A 17442-nucleotide genomic window follows, 5' to 3' on the forward strand; every position below is an offset into this window, starting at 1 on the left:
CACTTTTTAAGGAGGACGCCCCATGGCAACACTTAACATCACCCCGGCTGCCGCACAGCAGATCCGCCATGTGCTTGACGAGCGCGGCCAAGGCTTGGGCCTGCGGGTTTCGGTCAAACCTAGCGGCTGTTCAGGCTTTAGCTACGTGCTCGACTTTGCCGATACAATCAGTGAGGAAGAAGTGCATTTTGAAGCCCACGGCGCCAGCGTGTACGTCGCACCCGATGCTTTAGAAATGCTCAACGGCAGTGAAGTGGATTACGTTAGCGAAGGACTCAACCGCTTCTTCCGGTTTAATAACCCTAACGTAAAAGATGAATGCGGCTGCGGCGAGAGCTTTACCGTTTAAGCTATGTGCGGCGAGGTTTCATCACCGGTATTCATCCCCCGGCTTAAGCGCTATAATCGCGCCCCTGGATATCTGAGTTCAGGCAGCAGGGGCTTTCCCGTGCGCTTTTAAACGCGCTTGCTGCTGAACAATATTAGCCAAATCATTTTGTCTTGGCCGCCCTGGGTTTCTGAGGCGGCAATTTTTGCTTAATTCTTTTTCAAGAACTCAAGGAGACCATTCGCATGGCTACTGAACGCACTCTTTCTATTATCAAGCCTGACGCCGTTGCCAAAAATGCTATTGGTGAGATCATCGCTCGCTTTGAAAAAGCTGGCCTGAACGTAGTAGCGGCCAAAATGGTACACCTTTCTGAAGAGAAAGCTGGCGGATTTTACGCAGAGCACAAAGAGCGTCCTTTCTTTAAAGACCTCGTTGGCTTCATGACCTCTGGCCCGGTTGTGGTTCAAGTACTTGAAGGTGAAGGCGCCATTGCTAAAAATCGCGACTTGATGGGCGCCACTAACCCGAAAGATGCCGCTGCTGGCACAATTCGCGCCGATTTTGCGGAAACAATCGACGCCAACGCTGTCCATGGTTCTGATTCTGCAGAAAGTGCTAAGCGCGAAATTAGCTACTTCTTCGGCAACGACGAAATTTGCCCGCGCTAAGTCTGACTGATAGGCCTGACTGATGGGCCTAACTGATGGCGCCGCCGTATCGACTTTCGTTGCCGGCCATTTTGCGGGGGCTACGCCTCCGCCCTTCTCTTTAACGCTGATCGCCATGACCACCACTGTAGCCCAACATACGCCCGCTCCTCGTTCTGATGCTGCCAGCACACCTGCTGCCAAAGCGTCACCTGAACGCCACAACCTGCTCGGCATGTCCCGCGAGCAGATGGAAACGTTCTTTTTGTCGATTGGCGAAAAGAAATTCCGTGCTGCGCAGCTAATGAAGTGGATTCACCAAGAGGGTAGCGATGATTTTGCTGCCATGACGAATCTCTCCAAACCGCTGCGTGAAAAACTGGCGCGGGTAGCAGAAATTCGTGGCCCTGGGGTAGTCTATGAAGGCACTTCCAGCGACGGCACCCGCAAATGGGTACTGGAAGTAGAAGATGGCAGCTACGTAGAAACGGTATTGATTCCGGCTGAGAACGGCAAGCGCCGCACGCTCTGTGTCTCTTCTCAGGTCGGCTGCTCGCTGGACTGCAGCTTCTGCTCCACCGGCAAGCAAGGGTTTCAGCGCAACTTAACCGCAGCTGAAATCATTGGCCAGGTGTGGGTCGCTCAGCGTAGCGTTGGCCCACGCCGTGATACGGCCAACCGCCCGGTAACCAACGTTGTCATGATGGGCATGGGCGAGCCGTTGCTCAACTTTGATAACGTTGTGCCGGCCATGAAGCTGATGCTTGACGATAACGGCTATGGCCTGTCAAAGCGCCGCGTGACACTGTCGACCTCCGGCGTTGTGCCGATGATCGACAAGCTCGGCGATGAAATAGACGTTAGTCTGGCCATTTCGCTGCACGCCTCAACGGACGAGCTGCGCAATACGCTGGTACCCATCAATCGCAAATATAACATTCGCGCGTTGCTGGATGCCTGCCATCGCTACCTGTCCAAAGGACCAGACAATCGGCAGATCACCATTGAGTACACGCTGATCAAAGACATCAATGATCAGCAGGAGCACGCAGAGCAGCTCGCCGCTTTACTTAAAGAGCTGCCGTGTAAGATTAACCTGATTCCGTTTAATCCGTTCCCTAATTCCGGGTACGAAAAACCGTCGCGCAACCAGGTCATGCGCTTCCAGCAGTGGCTTTACGATGAAGGCTACAATGCAACGGTGAGAACAACTCGCGGTGAAGATATTGATGCCGCCTGCGGCCAGTTAGTTGGGCTCGTGAAAGACCGTACTAAACGCAGTGCGCGCCATATCCAGTCGGTACAGCTTGATGCCGACTAACGCAACGGTTACAAAACAGGGCTTGGCTTGACTTCCGCCTAGCGCGGCGCTTTGATGGTCACGGTTTTTATTGTCACGGCGCTATGCTTTATTTGCACTGTTATTAGTCGTTGGACGTTCACCACGAGAGGATTGATATGATCGCTCACCGCAAGCGCCAACACCCAATTCGGGTGCACCTGCTGACCGTGCTTATCGGCAGCCTGTGGCTTGCTGGCTGTGCTTCATCCAACACGGCTTCACCCCAAGCCAACCCAGCAGCGGCCGATGCCTATACGCAGCTTGGCGTCGCTTATCTGGAGCGCGACAATCTTCCCCGCGCGCTTAATGCACTGGACCGGGCGCTCGATATTGCCCCTCACCATGCAGAAGCGTTGCAAGCGCTAGCATTGGTTTACCAGCGCCAGGGCGAAAATGCACTGGCCAACGACTATTTTCAACAAGCGGTTAACGCTGAACCTGATTTTACGCGCGCCCGTAACAACTATGCGGCGTTTTTGTACGGCCAGGGCCAGTTTGACCCCGCCTGTGAACAGCTAGAGACTGCATCCCAGGATGCCCAGTACGCCAACCGGTCCCAGTTATTTACCAACCTCGGGCAGTGTTATGTGGCGCTGGAAGAATTTGATGACGCGCGCGCCAGGTTGCAGCGTGCGCAAAGTATTGATCCGCGCAATGCGCGCGGCTATTTAATGTTAGCTGAACTCGAATATTCGCAGGGCAATTACGTTCAGGCCTGGTCACCGCTGCAATCTTATTTACAGCTCGCTGAGCCCGACCAAGCAGCGCTAGAGATGGCAGTTGATATCGCCCATGCCCGCGGTGACCATAGCATCGCCGCCGACTACCAGCGCCAGCTTGGCACCGACTGATTGATTGACGCCCTGACCACCGCTTATTTAATGAAGGATGCTCAGCCATGAGCGATACACAGTCACAAGAAAGCGTCATTAATAGCACCAACACCGTTTCTCCTGGTGAGCTTCTCTCTCACCAGCGAGAACAGCTTGGCGTGCCGCTCGCCGATGCCGCCCGAGCGCTGAACCTGCGCCCGGCCGTGGTCAACGGGCTAGAGCAAGATAACTACCAAGAAATTCCCGTCGCGGCCTATCGCCGCGGCTACCTGCGCGCCTACGCAAAATATCTCGGCATGGATGACCGCCTCGTGCTCGAGGCTTATCAGGCCCGCCATGGCAGTATCGATGCTGAGCGTAAGGTCATCCCGGTATCGACTACCCGGCCGCCTTCCCGCATTGGCGCCTGGCTGTTCAAACTCGTTACTCTGCTGGTCATTGTTGGGCTAATTGCGGTAACGGTGATGTGGTGGCAAAGCCGTGGTGGCAATGAACCGCCCGGCCTTGGCTCCTCGTCTACAGAAGAGACGCAGAATGCGCCAGCAGAGCCGCCGGAAGCAGAAAGTGCCGCCGTCGAGCCCAGCATTACCAGCGCTGATGAAAACGCAGCGCCGGTTTCCCAGGAGCAAGCAGGCGGCGCCGATGCCGTCGCTGTTCTCGACCCGCCGACGCTGGTCAGTAGCGACGACGCGCCGCCGGCAGAAACCGCAGCGGTAGACAGCGATTCTCAGGACACCGCCGACGCAGAAGTGACAACGAACGCCAACGTTCTTGAGCTAACGTTCAACGAACAGTCGTGGACCGAAATTTTTGACGCCACCAATCAGCGCATTTTTGTTGGCCTGCAAACGCCCGGCACGTCCACCAGTGTCGAAGGCCAGCCGCCGTTTCGTTTAACAGTGGGCAATGCCACTGGCGTTGAACTGCGCTACCAGGGTGAGGAAGTTGACCTTCCCGCCCAAGCCGGTGCCAATAACGTAGCCCGATTTACCCTGGGAGAGTGACCCGCCCTATGCACGCCCCTTCTCCGATTAAACGCCGTTTTTCCCGCCAGATTCACGTGGGTAACGTAGCGGTTGGCGGTGATGCTCCGATTTCTGTACAGAGCATGACCAACACAAACACGCTTGATGTCGCCGCCACTGTGGCACAAATCCAGCAACTGGAAAAAGCCGGTGCGGATATTGTGCGTGTCTCGGTGCCTGACATGGATGCTGCGGAAACCTTTGGTAAAATCAAAAAACTCGTCAACTTACCGCTTGTTGCCGATATTCACTTTGATTACAAAATCGCCCTGCGCGTTGCTGAGCTTGGCGTAGACTGCCTGCGCATTAACCCTGGCAACATTGGTAGAGAGGACCGCGTGCGCGCAGTGGTTAGCGCGGCTCGGGATAACGGCATTCCCATTCGCATTGGCGTTAACGCCGGTTCTTTGGAAAAAGACCTGCAGAAAAAGTACGGCGAGCCGACACCGGCTGCGCTGGTTGAATCGGCCATGCGCCATATCGATCATCTTGATCGTCTCGATTTTCAAGAATTTAAAGTCAGCGTAAAAGCCTCGGATGTGTTTATGGCGGTAGCCGCCTATCGCGACCTTGCTGCACGCATTGAACAGCCGCTGCATCTGGGTATTACTGAAGCGGGTGGGCTGCGCTCAGGCACCGTCAAATCATCGATTGGCCTAGGTATGCTGTTAATGGATGGCATTGGCGATACCATCCGCGTCTCGCTGGCGGCCGACCCGGTAGAAGAGATCAAGGTCGGCTTTGACATGCTCAGAAGCCTCAAGCTGCGCGCTAAAGGCATCAATTTTATTGCTTGCCCCAGCTGTTCGCGACAGAACTTTGACGTTATCGACACCATGAACCAGCTGGAAGAGCGGCTGGAAGACGTCATGACGCCGCTCAATGTATCGGTGATTGGCTGTGTGGTTAATGGCCCAGGCGAAGCCAAAGAGACCGATATCGGCCTTACCGGCGGCAGCCCCGCTAACTTGGTTTATATCGATGGAAAACCGGCCAGCAAGCTACGCAATGACCATCTGGTAGATGACTTAGAGCGACTGATTCGTGACAAAGTACGCGAAAAACAGCAGCAGCAAGATGACATGATTGCCCGCAGCACTTAAGCGCTGAGGGTGTACTGCCAAGCTCGCCCGAATGAGTTTCACACCAAGACTGTGAACGCGCGGCGCCTAAAGGCAGACTAAGGAGTTTTCATTGAGCAAGACTGGCGTTAAAAAGATTCAAGCCATCCGTGGCATGAACGATCTGTTACCCAGCGATAGCCCGCGCTGGCAATTTTTTGAAACCAAAGTGCGCCAGCTCATGCTGCGTTACGGTTTCAATGAAATTCGCACGCCTATTGTTGAGCAAACGGCGCTGTTTGCGCGCTCTATCGGTGAAGTGACCGACATCGTTGAAAAAGAGATGTACACCTTCGACGATCGCAACAGCGAGAGCTTGACCCTGCGCCCGGAAGGCACCGCCAGCTGCGTGCGCGCGGCGATGGAACATGGCCTGCTATATAACCAAACCCAGCGGCTGTGGTACCAGGGACCCATGTTTCGCTACGAGCGCCCGCAAAAAGGCCGCTATCGTCAGTTTCATCAAATTGGTGTCGAAACCTTTGGCTTTGACGGCCCCGATATAGATGCCGAAGTGATTCTTCTCTCGGCCCGCCTATGGCAAGAGCTGGGCCTGATGGAACACGTCACCTTAGAGCTCAACTCGCTGGGTTCATCTGAGGCGCGCGCGGCCTATCGAGACACGCTGGTTGCCTATTTTGAGCAGCACCGCGACGTGCTGGATGAAGACTCTCTGCGCCGCTTGACCAGCAACCCGCTGCGTATTCTGGATTCTAAAAATCCGGCGATGGCTGACATGCTGAATACGGCACCGCAGTTGATGGATCACCTGGATACTGAATCACGCGAACACTTTGAGCAGCTCACGAAGATACTTGAGGCGGCGGGTATTCCCTACGTCATCAATCCACGCCTTGTGCGCGGGCTTGATTACTACTGCCGCACCGTATTTGAGTGGACTACCACAGCGCTGGGCAGCCAGGGCACCGTGTGTGCGGGTGGACGCTACGACGGCCTCGTCGAACAGCTAGGCGGCAAACCAACCCCCGCGGTAGGCTTTGCCATGGGCATTGAGCGGCTAATTCTGCTGCTTGAAACCCTGCAGTTAATTCCCGACGATGCGCTGGGCGGCTGTGACGTCTTCTTACTGCCAATGGATGATAACGCCACTCTGGCGGCAATCACCCTGGCCGAGCAGCTTCGTAGTGAGCTTCCCACACTCCGCCTGCAGCTTCACTGCGGCGGCGGTAGCTTTAAAAGCCGTATGAAGAAAGCCGATAAAAGCAACGCCACCATGGCCATACTGCTCGGCGAAGATGAAATTGCTGAGCAGTCGGCGACGCTAAAATTCCTACGCGATGATCGCGAACAGCAGCGAGCGTCTATTGCAATGCTAGGCGATACGCTACGCGAACTGTTAGTCATTAATGCTTAACGCCCAGCAGGCACAGAGTGCCTGTTCGTGCATACCCACTAAAATAGGAGGCCGCCCGTGGCGGAGCTGAGAAGCGACGAAGAGCAGCTAGACGCAGTCAAGCGCTGGTGGAAAGAAAATGGAATCTCCTTGGTAGCAGGCGCGGTCCTCGCGGGAGCGGGCGTATTCGGTTGGCATGCTTGGCAAAATTATCAACAGGGCCAGTCAGAAGCCGCCTCCATGCGCTACCAGCAGATCGTCAACATGACCACGAACAATGAGCTTGCCGATGATGACGTGGCCAGCGTACGTGAGATGGTCAATGAGCTGAATGAAGAGCATGGCAATACGCTGTATGCCGAACTTGCCCTGTTGCTCGATGCGCGTTTAGCCGTGCAGCAAGATGACCTGGAGGGCGCTAAAGCCTCCTTGGAAAGCGTTGCCAATGACTCCTCGCGCCGCTACGTGCAGAGTCTTGCTTGGCTGCGCTTAGCGCGAGTAGAGCTTGCCGACGGCAACCCCGATGAAGCGCTAGCGCTGTTAGAAAAGCCGATTAGCGATGCGCTGGCAGCTCAGCGGGCAAACGTGCGCGGCGATGCGTTTGTTGCCAAAGGCGACACTGATGCTGCTCGCGATGCATGGGAAAACGCCATGGAGCTTGCCCAAACGCAAGACCAGCCGCTTTACGGCGTGCAGTTCAAGCTTGACGATCTCGGCGCTGAGGAGGCGACACAATGATTACCAAACACATGATGCGAGCTGGTTTAGGCGCTCTGACGCTGGCGCTGCTAGTTGGTTGTGCCAGTAAAGGCGAGCCTGCCTATACGCCGAAAGAACTGCGCAGTTTCAACGAAACCGCGTCGCTAGACACCCAATGGCGGCGCAACATTGGCGATGGTTTAGGCCATGCACGCTACCCTATTGCGCCTGATCGTGAAGGCGACAGCGTCTTTGCCGCTGATGCCAACGGTGTTGTGATGGCAATGAATGCGGACAGCGGCGACGTTGAGTGGAAAATAGATCTTGAAACGCCTATTTCCAGCGCACTAACGGCGATTGCTGGACAGGTTTATTTAGCCGGTAACGGTGAAGTGATCGCGCTGGATCAGCGCGATGGCAGCGAAAGCTGGCGTGCTCGGGTATCCAGTGAAGTGCTGGCTGCGCCACAGGCTAACCAGCAGCTGCTGATCGTACAAAGCGTTGATGGTCAAATTACCGCGCTGGACCGCGCCACGGGCGAAGAGCGCTGGGCATACACTAGCTCACAGCCGTCGCTAACGCTGCGCGGCACCGGGACGCCGATGGTGATTGATCCTGTCAGCTTTATCGGTTTAGCGAATGGCCGCTTAGCGACGCTTGATAATCGCAACGGCCAGCCACTTTGGGATATGCAGGTTGCCACTCCGCGTGGGCGTAGCGAAGTAGAGCGCCTGGTGGATCTTTCCGGCCAGCCGATTATCACTCCCGATGGCCGCCTGTTTGTCACCAGCTATAACGGCCGAGTCGTCGCACTGGAAGCCACCCAAGGCGACCTGCTTTGGGAAGCAAACCTTTCCAGCCGCCATACGCCGCTGCTGGTCGGTAACTTGCTGTATATCGTCACCGATGACAGCAACGTTGTGGCGCTAGATGCAGACAATGGCCAAGAAGTTTGGCGCAACGAAGATTTAGAAGATCGCTGGCTAACCGCACCTGCGTTTGCCGGCGGCCGCATTGTGGTCGGTGATTTTGAAGGCTACCTTCACTTGATCGATGCACGCGAAGGCGACATTGTCGGACGTACGCGCGTGCACAAATCAGGCATTAGCGTGCGCCCCGTCACTGAAGGCAGCACCATTCATGTCCAGGCCAACAATGGTCGCCTGGAAACCCTGGAAGTCACTCCATGACACCCGTCATTGCTTTAGTCGGTCGCCCCAATGTGGGCAAATCGACGTTGTTTAACCGCCTAACGCGTTCGCGTGATGCACTCGTGGCCGATTTTCCGGGCCTCACCCGCGATCGCAAATATGGCAACGGCATGCTGGGCGATAAAGTCTATACAGTGATTGATACCGGCGGCATCAGCGGTGACGAAGAGGGAATCGACGCCGCGATGGCGGAGCAGTCACTCGCTGCTATTGATGAAGCAGATATTGTGCTGTTTATGGTCGACGCGCGCGCCGGCCTCATGCCCGCAGACCAAGCGATTGCTAACCACCTGCGGGTTAATCAGAAAAAAACCTGGCTGGTAGTGAATAAAACCGACGGCCTAGAAGAACACTCGGCCATGGGCGATTTCTGGTCGTTAGGGCTTGGCGACCCATGGCCGATTGCCGCCGCACACGGGCGCAATGTTTCTACGTTAATCGACGTGGTGCTTGAGCCGTTTCCCGAGCGCGATGCCAGCATTCCTGCTGACACCGGCAGCAAGGGCGTTCGCATTGGCGTGATTGGCCGACCTAACGTCGGCAAATCAACCCTAGTCAATCGTCTGCTCGGTGAAGACCGGGTAGTGGTCTTTGATGAGGCCGGTACCACCCGCGACTCTATCGAAATTCCTTTTGAACGCCGCGGCAAGCCCTATGTATTGATTGACACAGCGGGCATTCGGCGGCGCAAGAACGTCCGCGAAATCACCGAAAAATTCTCTATCATCAAAACCCTGGATGCGATCAAAGAATCGCATGTAGTGATCATGGTATTGGACGGTTCCAGCGGCTTGGTTGAGCAGGATTTGCACCTACTCGACTATGTATTGACCACCGGGCGCGCGCTGGTACTGGCGGTGAATAAGTGGGATGGTCTAGAGAGCGAAGCCAAGGAGAAAATGCGCGTTGAGATCAAGCGACGCCTAGGTTTTGCTGACTACGCAGAGCTGCACTTTATCTCCGCTCTGCACGGCACTGCGGTGGGTGATCTTTACCCCTCGATTGACCGTGCCTTTGACGCGGCCAATGCCCACTGGTCGACCAATCGCCTAACTACCCTGCTGCAGGATGCGGTAAGCCAAAACCCACCCCCGATGGTACAGGGGCGACGGATTAAGCTTCGTATGGCGCACCAGGGCGGCAGTAATCCGCCGATTATCGTGGTACATGGCAATCAAACTGAGTCCGTGCCAGAGGCCTATCGCCGCTACCTCACCAACACTTTCCGTAAAGTGCTGAAGGTTCGCGGAACGCCGATTCGCTTTGAGTTTCGTTCGGGCAGCAACCCGTTCGACCACATGGCGGGGGCCAGTGACAAAGAGAAGGCCAAGAAACGCGAGCTTAATCGCACCAAAGAGGCGCGCAAGAGCCGGCGCTAATGCGTTAACGTTTTACCTTGTGATTCACATTCGCCCGCTTGCATCGTCAAGCGGGCGTTTTGCCTTACTAGCCTTACGAGGAATGTTATGTTCAATGCTGCTCTGCGCTGTCGCTGGCTAATCTTGTTGGGCCTTGCCAGCCTGCTGGCCGGCTGTCTTGCCCTACCCCAAACAGGGCTATTTGCGTTTCGTTTGGCGATAAATTCGCTGGGCATTGAAGATGTGCGCATTGGCCCTTACAACATCAAAGCAGGGCTAGATACCAGTGACCTAACCAGCCTGATCGCCTCTAGTCTCGGTGCGGGAAGCCTACCCATACAAGCCACCGTTGCAATGGGCCTGGGTTTGCCCGCGGGCATGCCACCGGTCGAGATGTCAGGCTTTCGCTGGACGCTGGATATGCCCGGCGTTGACCCTGTTCAGGGCCAATATAAGCAAGACGTTACCCTCACCTCCGGCGACGATGCTAACTTACGCCTGCCGGTTGCCTTTGACGTGCTGGCCACCGACACTCAGCGCATGGTCCCCATGCTTGAGCTTGCCAGCCAATTAGCCACTCAAGGCGAGCTGCCGCCCGGCAGCCAGCTGGCGATTACGCCAGGGGATCTACGCGGGCTAGGTATGCGGCTTCCCGCAGGGTTATTGACTCCAACCATTCGTCTGAACGTGGGCGCTGATGGTCAGCTAATACCGCAAGGATAAGCTATTTCAGTCAAGGGCCTTACGTGACGATGCCGTTCAGCATCAATACTTACCCTTTAGGTAGGTTATGATAGTAAGGATTGATTGACTGCTTTCAGCGGCTATCTTATGAACAAAAAACTCATTCGCCTAAAAGGAAAACGTCTTATGCGCTGGCTTCGCCCTTTTACTATGACCGCTTTATGTGTGTCTATCGCTGCTTGTACCACCTCGCCGACAGGACGTTCGCAGCTGCTATTGATGTCTGACAGCGAACTTAATGAAATGGGCAGTCAGGCGTTTGCTCAGTACCAGCAAGAGCTTCCCGCTGCCAACCAAACTAGCCAACGCTACGTGCAGTGTATTGCCGATGCTGTTATCGCCGCACTGCCCGCCGAGCAGCAGCAGTTAGACTGGCAAACCCGCGTATTTAAATCCGAACAGCCCAACGCCTTTGCATTGCCCGGCGGCTATATCGGCGTGAACACCGGCATGCTGGACGTTGCCACTAGCCAGGATCAGCTGGCATCGGTCATTGGGCATGAAGTCGGCCACGTGCTGGCAAGCCACGCTAATGAGCGCGCCTCCACTCAAAACGCCACATCGCTAGGCTTATCGGCTATTTCCAGTGCGTCAGGCATGCAGTCCGCCGGCGGCCAACAGCTGATGGGCGTGCTGGGCATGGGTGCCCAGTACGGTATCGTGCTGCCATTCTCTCGGGCGCATGAAAGTGAAGCCGACGTGATTGGCTTGGACCTGATGGCGCAAGCAGGCTTTGACCCACGCCAAAGCGTGACGCTATGGGAAAACATGCAGGCCGCCACCGGCGGCGGCGGCGCGCCCCCTGAGTGGATGTCGACTCACCCCGGCCAAGGTAATCGGATTGAAGGCCTACAAGCCAATATGGATCAGGCTCTGGCTACCTATGAGCAAGCCCGCAGCAATGGCCGTAAGCCCAACTGCCCGCGCCCTTGATAATTTGCGTTTAAAAAAAGCGGGGCCGGATTCATCATCCGCCCCCGCTTTTTAGGTGGTGTTATTGACCAATGAAAAGGGATCTTGGCGAGACCCAAAGACCGCCTTTAAGCCTAGGTACTAAGGCGCATTATAGCGCTGGCGCGCCCTCCATCACCCATTGGCGATCTTGCTCAAGCATAAAGCCCGTATCGACGAGTTCATCTATAGCGTGCTCTAAGGACGCTTGGTATGCGTCAGGGGTGGGATATCGGCTTGAGACTGACTTTCGACCATCATCACGACTCGCAAAAGCAATAAAACTACCGGTAGTGTCGCACAATTGGCCTTTTGCATACCCTTGGTCGCGTAAATTCCAGCCTAAATAAGTACCGAGTGGCACAGCCACATAGGGCTGTCGTATGCCTCCCAGCGCAATGCCATCCGCATCAACGTCTGGCACCTTCACCGGATATTGTTCACCCGCTTCGAGTGGCATCATATGATGATTTCTGACATACAACGCATTGATCGGCGGCTGAGGTACTTCACCCTGTAAGGGTGGAAAACTCAACGCTTCATTATCCACCAGTCCTTCCCCCTGCAAACCTGGATAACGATTAGCTGGTGGCGCTACATCATTGGTGACCCAAGATGTCATCGCGGAAACCAGCGCACGCATGCTAGGCGCCACACTCAGTGGATTAGTGGGATATTGACAGACGTCACTGTCTGAAGAAGATGCGCCCCAGGCATTAAAATGCGGTGCCCCAGCGAAAAAGTATAAGCGCACGTCATCAGGCATCGTCAAGGGATCCCCCGTAGGGGATGTAGCGACTAATGACGCACGTGCCTGCCAAAATTCTGTCGAGGTGTCGGTGTGCATAAGCTTAGGACACGTATTGTTTTCGCGACAGGCGGCCAAAACGCTGTCGCGCTTATCCGTCAGCGGATCAAACGTGTCTACATAACTGAAGGGGAACTGATCGCCTGCCGCATCATGATCTTCATGCTGCCGGGAGTAGCGACCAGGCTGAGCAAAAGGATAGTTGGTGAACGTTTTTCTTGACCCAGCAATATGGGCCATAGCGCCATCAAATACCCGATTACCCTGACTATCCGCGTTGTAGCCTTGATAGATCAAGTCGCGCAGGAAGCGGCCTGACTGAGAAATCCCCATGGCCACGGTATGCTCAATATTATTCAGAGGCGTTTCAACATCGTGGCCTTGCGCACCTCGAAGAAAGGAGACTAGATCGCTTGTCGCGAGCATACCTAGCCCGGCAGGCACTGCCTGCGCGGCGGGATAAATAAACTCATAGATAGCGCCGCCATCCATGCTACTGGGCCGCTGAATCTCTACATGGTTTTCATCCACATAGCGAAACGATAGGCCCTCGACTATTTGACGGGGCGCATCAGGCGTAGGTCTAACGGTTAGGGAGGCATGTTCGGGGTTTTGGTCTGCACTAGGATAGGTGAGGGAAACCACGCTTACCGACTCATGATTATCGAAAATGAATTCCTCACGCGATTCGCCGGTTACTCCCTCAATAACCGGCAAGTCGATCCCGAGCAAACTATCGCTTAAACCGGTCTGCCAACCACTCCATACCATAGTGTGACCTTGGCGCATTAAAAAGCCATCACCCGGGTCTTCTACTGTAAAGTCGCCCGATGTACTCGACAGATTGAGTAATGGAAAGCTCAAGTTGCGCCCACGGTTAGGAACTTCGTAGAACAACAGGCCTGAAGCTTGCTCGGTAGGTCGTAAAATAACCACGTCAGTACTAAATACGACATCACCTTGATCATTAACCGGTGCTTTGTCTATATCGACAATATCCTTTGCTCTGGGACTTGCTGGATCAATAGCAAAGCTGGCCACAGCATTGACCCTCTGGTAAGCGCCAGCGTCTCCAAAGCGCTCACCAGCGTACGCATCTGCAGTGTCGCTGATATCAAACCCCGTCACCCTGGCTTGGCTATCAAGAGATACCACCATGACGCCTGCGATGGCCATCGATACGACTGTTATTTTTGGTAGGTTTTTCATATTCATAGTAGCGCCTTTTTTTTATTACTTATTTTTCAAGTGAGATAACCACGATTAATACACCCAGGCGGCTTGAGGGCAATTAAAAAACGCACATCTTAATGGGCCGTGCCACTACAGAGGCCTATTATTCAAGCACATAGTGTGGGTTAAGCAGGATTGCTTGTTCCTTTGCACGTGCCGACGTAAAGGGCTAGATAAGCAGCTACGTAAAGAACCGCAATTGTTGACGCAGCATTTCACGCACGAATGTCGTATCAGGGCGCACGTTGCGCCACAGGAAAAACGACTCCGCGGCCTGCTCGACCAGCATGCCTAAGCCGTCTAGCAGTTTAGCGCCACGTGGCCCGGCCCATTGCAAAAATACCGTCGATTCTGCTCCGTACATCATGTCGTAGGCCCAGGCATGGGTATTAAACAGTGCATCAGGTAGCGGCGGCAAGTCACCTGAAAGACTAGCGCTGGTGCCGTTAATCACCACATCAAACGTCCCGTTAACCGTGTCAAAACTACCGCCCGTGATAGATCCCAGATCAGCAAAATCGCGGGCCAACTGTTCGGCCTTGGCGGCGGTGCGGTTAACCACAACGACTCCACTGGGCTGTTCGGCAAGCAGTGGTTCCAGTATGCCGCGCACTGCTCCGCCGGCCCCCACGACCAAAATCCGCTTTCCGGCTAACGCCACCCGATGATAGGCCAGATCACGTACTAGCCCGATGCCATCGGTGGTGTCGCCGTAGGTGCGCCCATTGCCTCCCACCATTAGCGTATTCACCGCTCCGGCTCGGGCGGCTCGATGGCTCAGCGTATCGCATAATGCAAAAGCATCACCTTTGAATGGCACGGTGACGTTGGCACCGCGCCCTCCCGCCTCAATAAATGCTTGCCAGGCGCCCGCAAAGCCATCAATTGGCGCCTCTTGGGCAGTGTACTCAATCGTTTGCTGCGTTTGATGAGCAAACTCGGCGTGAATCAGTGGCGACCGGGAGTGTTTGACGGGATTTCCAAACACGCAGTAGTAATCGGTCATAAAGGCGCTTCAATAGAGTTTTGATGAGGCACGCCCTCGGCGACTTCGCTGAGCCAGTCCCGGGGGTGTAAGAAGTTTTGCAGATCAGCTTCAGCGCTGCCCGGCTCGGGCGTAAAGGCATACTCCCAGCGCGCGAGCGGCGGCATTGACATCAAAATAGATTCTGTACGCCCACCGCTTTGCAGGCCAAACAGCGTGCCGCGGTCCCACACTAAGTTAAATTCTACGTAGCGACCGCGCCGATAAAGCTGAAAATCACGCTCGCGCTCGCCCCAAGCATCCTGCTTACGACGCTCCACAATAGGCAAATAAGCGGCTAGGAAGCTGTCACCCACTGCTCGCTGAATAGCAAAGCATTCTGCAAAATCGCCTTCGTTTAGGTCGTCGAAAAACAGCCCGCCCACGCCGCGCGTTTCATCACGATGCTTCAAGTAGAAGTACTCATCGCACCATGCTTTGTAGCGCGGATAAACATCGTCTCCGAACGGCTCGCAGGCCGCTTTGGCGACGCGATGCCAATGCTGTACGTCTTCCACCACTGGGTAGAAGGGCGTCAGATCGAAGCCGCCGCCAAACCACCAGACCGGCGGCTCTCCGGCTTTCTCAGCGATAAAAAAGCGCACGTTGCCATGGCTAGTAGGCACATGTGGGTTTTCAGGGTGCAGCACCCAGGAAACGCCCAGCGCATGAAAGCTGCGCCCGGCAAGCTCAGGCCGCGCGGCGGTGGCCGACGGCGGAAGCTGGGCACCGTAAACATGCGAGAAATTGACGCCGCCCTTTTCAAACACGTCACCGTTCGTTAACACCCGGGAACGGCCACCGCCGCCCTCTTCACGATTCCAGCTATCTTCTTTGAACTGACCCTCGCCATCGGCTTGAGCTAACCCTGCGCAGAGCCGATCCTGCAAATCCAGAAGGTAGCGTTTAACGTCATCAAGATGCTCGTGGGCCACGGTAACTCCTGGGTAGTGAATGGTGATTGGAGAATAATAAGTAGTTGGAGAGCCGGTTAAGCACGCATGATTTTACCGGTGGCTAAGTCTCTAATGGTACTGGGCTTGGCATTGCCACCGAGAGTGCCTTCCACCACATAGGCGACCTCATCGCCGAAAATCGCCGTGATCTCGGCAGCGCTCATCGCAGGCGGCTCTCCCGAACGGTTGGCCGACGTTGACACCAGTGGACCACCAAAGGCTTCGCACAGCGCTTTCATCACCGGATGGTCGGTCACGCGGAGCGCTACACGCGCATGGGCGCCACGCACGAGCCCATGGCTACGACCGTTGTCAGGCACTAACCAAGTATTAGGACCAGGCCAGCTAGCGGCCAGTGGCGCGTGCATGGTAAGCGGCAGCTGGCTTAACCAAGGTTGAAACTGTTGGATACTGGCGGCAACAAGGATGAGGCCTTTTGCAGGGTCGCGCTCTTTCATGCGCATAAGATGCGCCAAGGCTTCGTCATTTTCAGGGTCGCAGCTAAGCCCCCAGACAGCTTCCGTAGGGCATGCAACCACACCCCCTGCACGCAGCGCGCTAATCGCAGGGGTTAGGTCGGTCGCCAGGCTCATGGTCTCTCCTCACCGTCAGAACTAACGTGTCTTTAATGGTTTTATCCTATCATGGGCGCGGCAGCCGCACCCAGCCTCCCGCTTGCTGGGCTACCCAGCCGTCTAGCTCCAGCATCAGCAACCTTTGCTGGCAGTCGCTGACCGTCACACCGGTTGCGTGCACCAGTAAATCAATAGGCGTTGGAGTAGCCGACAGCGCCTCTAGTAGCGTATCCGGTAGCGGCTCTGCGCTAGCCGGGTTACCTTCCAACGCCCCCAAGCTAGGCTGAATGGCATCGGTCTCGGGGATAAACGCCCCCGCCCAGTGGCCAAGATCAGCGATGATATCGTCAACGCTACAGGCCAACGAGGCACTTCCCTGACGCAATAGCGCCAGGCAACCACTTGCCTGCACGTTATGCAGTGAACCGGGTAGCACGAATAATTCACGATTCTGCTCTAACGTGAGCCGTGCACTGACCAGCGAGCCGCTTTTCTCGGTTGCCTCGACCACCAACGTGCCGAGGGCAAGGCCGGTGACGATTCTATTGCGGCGAGGAAAGAACGCAGGCCGCGCCACCGTGCCAGGCGGGTGTTCCGACAGCAGCAGCCCGCCAGGCACTTGGCTGAGCTGTTCGTGCAAATCACGATGTGAGGCAGGATAAATCACGTCAACGCCGCAGCCCAGTACGGCGATTGTGCTGCCACCCGCCTTCAGTGCCGCACGCTGAGCAACTGCGTCCACGCCGAGCGCCATACCGCTGACCACACACCAGCCACGACGCACTAAGTCACGGGCAAACGTTTGTGCATTGTGGCTGCCTTCGCCGGTCGGACGGCGGGTTCCCACGATGGCAAGCTTAGGCCCTTCCAGTGCGTCAAGGTCGCCCTGGGCCCACAGCACCACCGGCGGATCGGCGACTTCATTCAACAGTGCCGGCCACGCGGGGTGGTCGCGGTGCAGCACATGCCGATTAGGGATGTTTTTCTGCCATGCCAGCGTGTCATCAACCACCTTTTGCAGCGGGCTACGAGCAGGATGCTCAAGCCACACACGCAGCTCTTTGGCTGCGCGGCTCGGCAGCGCTGCCAGCCAGCCTTCCGGCCACTGAGGCTGACGGGCAACCAACTGCGCAATCCGCAGTGCGCCCATACCAGGCAGCGCATTGATAACCAGCCATTGCTGCGTGTTCATACCGCCTCCTTACTCACCAACGTTGATGCTTTCCGCTT

At 55.8% G+C, this 17442-nt stretch carries 17 protein-coding genes; 12 read left to right on the forward strand and 5 right to left on the reverse strand.

The genetic code is table 11. From position 1 onward, the window contains the following. The first annotated feature begins 22 nt into the window (after nucleotides 1-22). From ACT3RP_RS03630 to ACT3RP_RS03685, 12 genes are all read left to right on the forward strand, one after another. Nucleotides 23-349: a HesB/IscA family protein gene (locus ACT3RP_RS03630; protein ID WP_192535987.1), complete on the forward strand. Its 327-nt coding sequence runs from the start codon at nucleotides 23-25 to the stop codon at nucleotides 347-349. A gap of 224 nt (nucleotides 350-573) precedes the next feature. Further along, the gene (gene ndk, locus ACT3RP_RS03635) at nucleotides 574-999 is read left to right on the forward strand and encodes a nucleoside-diphosphate kinase (RefSeq protein WP_096282063.1); all 426 of its coding nucleotides are present in this window, start codon (nucleotides 574-576) and stop codon (nucleotides 997-999) included. A gap of 115 nt (nucleotides 1000-1114) precedes the next feature. Beyond that, complete coding sequence (gene rlmN / locus ACT3RP_RS03640; RefSeq protein ID WP_192535992.1) at nucleotides 1115-2299, forward strand: dual-specificity RNA methyltransferase RlmN; 1185 nt, start codon at nucleotides 1115-1117, stop codon at nucleotides 2297-2299. A 137-nt stretch (nucleotides 2300-2436) separates the two neighbouring features. Next, the gene (pilW, locus tag ACT3RP_RS03645) at nucleotides 2437-3171 is read left to right on the forward strand and encodes a type IV pilus biogenesis/stability protein PilW (protein WP_192535986.1); all 735 of its coding nucleotides are present in this window, start codon (nucleotides 2437-2439) and stop codon (nucleotides 3169-3171) included. Between the two features lie 47 nt (nucleotides 3172-3218). Next, nucleotides 3219-4157, forward strand: coding sequence for a RodZ domain-containing protein (locus tag ACT3RP_RS03650; RefSeq protein ID WP_192535985.1), 939 nt, complete (start codon nucleotides 3219-3221; stop codon nucleotides 4155-4157). An 8-nt stretch (nucleotides 4158-4165) separates the two neighbouring features. Next, nucleotides 4166-5281 (forward strand): flavodoxin-dependent (E)-4-hydroxy-3-methylbut-2-enyl-diphosphate synthase, encoded by a 1116-nt coding sequence (ispG, locus tag ACT3RP_RS03655; protein ID WP_192535984.1) that lies wholly within the window; start codon nucleotides 4166-4168, stop codon nucleotides 5279-5281. Nucleotides 5282-5372: 91 nt separating this feature from the next. After that, the gene (hisS, locus tag ACT3RP_RS03660) at nucleotides 5373-6674 is read left to right on the forward strand and encodes a histidine--tRNA ligase (RefSeq protein ID WP_192535983.1); all 1302 of its coding nucleotides are present in this window, start codon (nucleotides 5373-5375) and stop codon (nucleotides 6672-6674) included. Nucleotides 6675-6731: 57 nt separating this feature from the next. Further along, the gene (locus tag ACT3RP_RS03665; protein ID WP_192535982.1) at nucleotides 6732-7391 is read left to right on the forward strand and encodes a YfgM family protein; all 660 of its coding nucleotides are present in this window, start codon (nucleotides 6732-6734) and stop codon (nucleotides 7389-7391) included. Beyond that, nucleotides 7388-8542 carry an outer membrane protein assembly factor BamB gene (bamB, locus tag ACT3RP_RS03670; protein WP_192535981.1) on the forward strand — a complete coding sequence of 385 codons (1155 nt, stop codon included), beginning with the start codon at nucleotides 7388-7390 and terminating at the stop codon, nucleotides 8540-8542. The genes ACT3RP_RS03665 and bamB overlap by 4 nt, the downstream gene beginning before the upstream one ends. Then, nucleotides 8539-9942, forward strand: coding sequence for a ribosome biogenesis GTPase Der (gene der, locus ACT3RP_RS03675; RefSeq protein WP_096282070.1), 1404 nt, complete (start codon nucleotides 8539-8541; stop codon nucleotides 9940-9942). The genes bamB and der overlap by 4 nt, the downstream gene beginning before the upstream one ends. A gap of 87 nt (nucleotides 9943-10029) precedes the next feature. Then, entirely contained in the window at nucleotides 10030-10644 is a 615-nt protein-coding gene (locus tag ACT3RP_RS03680) for a hypothetical protein (protein WP_192535980.1), read from the forward strand. A gap of 147 nt (nucleotides 10645-10791) precedes the next feature. Beyond that, on the forward strand, nucleotides 10792-11598 hold the full coding sequence (locus ACT3RP_RS03685) for a M48 family metallopeptidase (protein WP_192535979.1): 807 nt from the start codon (nucleotides 10792-10794) through the stop codon (nucleotides 11596-11598). Nucleotides 11599-11728: 130 nt separating this feature from the next. Here ACT3RP_RS03685 and ACT3RP_RS03690 read toward each other — a convergent pair whose 3' ends face one another. The 5 genes from ACT3RP_RS03690 to dprA all read right to left on the reverse strand — a co-directional run bounded on the left by ACT3RP_RS03690 (nucleotide 11729) and on the right by dprA (nucleotide 17404). After that, nucleotides 11729-13639: an alpha/beta hydrolase domain-containing protein gene (locus ACT3RP_RS03690; protein ID WP_225734341.1), complete on the reverse strand. Its 1911-nt coding sequence runs from the start codon at nucleotides 13637-13639 to the stop codon at nucleotides 11729-11731. Between the two features lie 199 nt (nucleotides 13640-13838). Further along, a complete protein-coding gene (gene aroE, locus ACT3RP_RS03695) occupies nucleotides 13839-14663 on the reverse strand; it encodes a shikimate dehydrogenase (RefSeq protein ID WP_192535978.1) in 825 nt (274 codons plus the stop codon). After that, nucleotides 14660-15616 carry an oxygen-dependent coproporphyrinogen oxidase gene (gene hemF, locus ACT3RP_RS03700; RefSeq protein ID WP_192535977.1) on the reverse strand — a complete coding sequence of 319 codons (957 nt, stop codon included), beginning with the start codon at nucleotides 15614-15616 and terminating at the stop codon, nucleotides 14660-14662. The genes aroE and hemF overlap by 4 nt, the downstream gene beginning before the upstream one ends. 56 nt (nucleotides 15617-15672) lie before the next feature. After that, nucleotides 15673-16230 (reverse strand): L-threonylcarbamoyladenylate synthase type 1 TsaC, encoded by a 558-nt coding sequence (locus ACT3RP_RS03705; RefSeq protein ID WP_192535976.1) that lies wholly within the window; start codon nucleotides 16228-16230, stop codon nucleotides 15673-15675. A 49-nt stretch (nucleotides 16231-16279) separates the two neighbouring features. Then, nucleotides 16280-17404 carry a DNA-processing protein DprA gene (dprA, locus tag ACT3RP_RS03710; protein ID WP_192535975.1) on the reverse strand — a complete coding sequence of 375 codons (1125 nt, stop codon included), beginning with the start codon at nucleotides 17402-17404 and terminating at the stop codon, nucleotides 16280-16282. Nucleotides 17405-17442 lie beyond the last annotated feature (38 nt).

Origin of the sequence: Halomonas sp. AOP5-B2-8 (genome assembly GCF_052376475.1) — a bacterium.
GTDB classification, from domain to species: Bacteria; Pseudomonadota; Gammaproteobacteria; order Pseudomonadales; family Halomonadaceae; genus Vreelandella; species Vreelandella casei.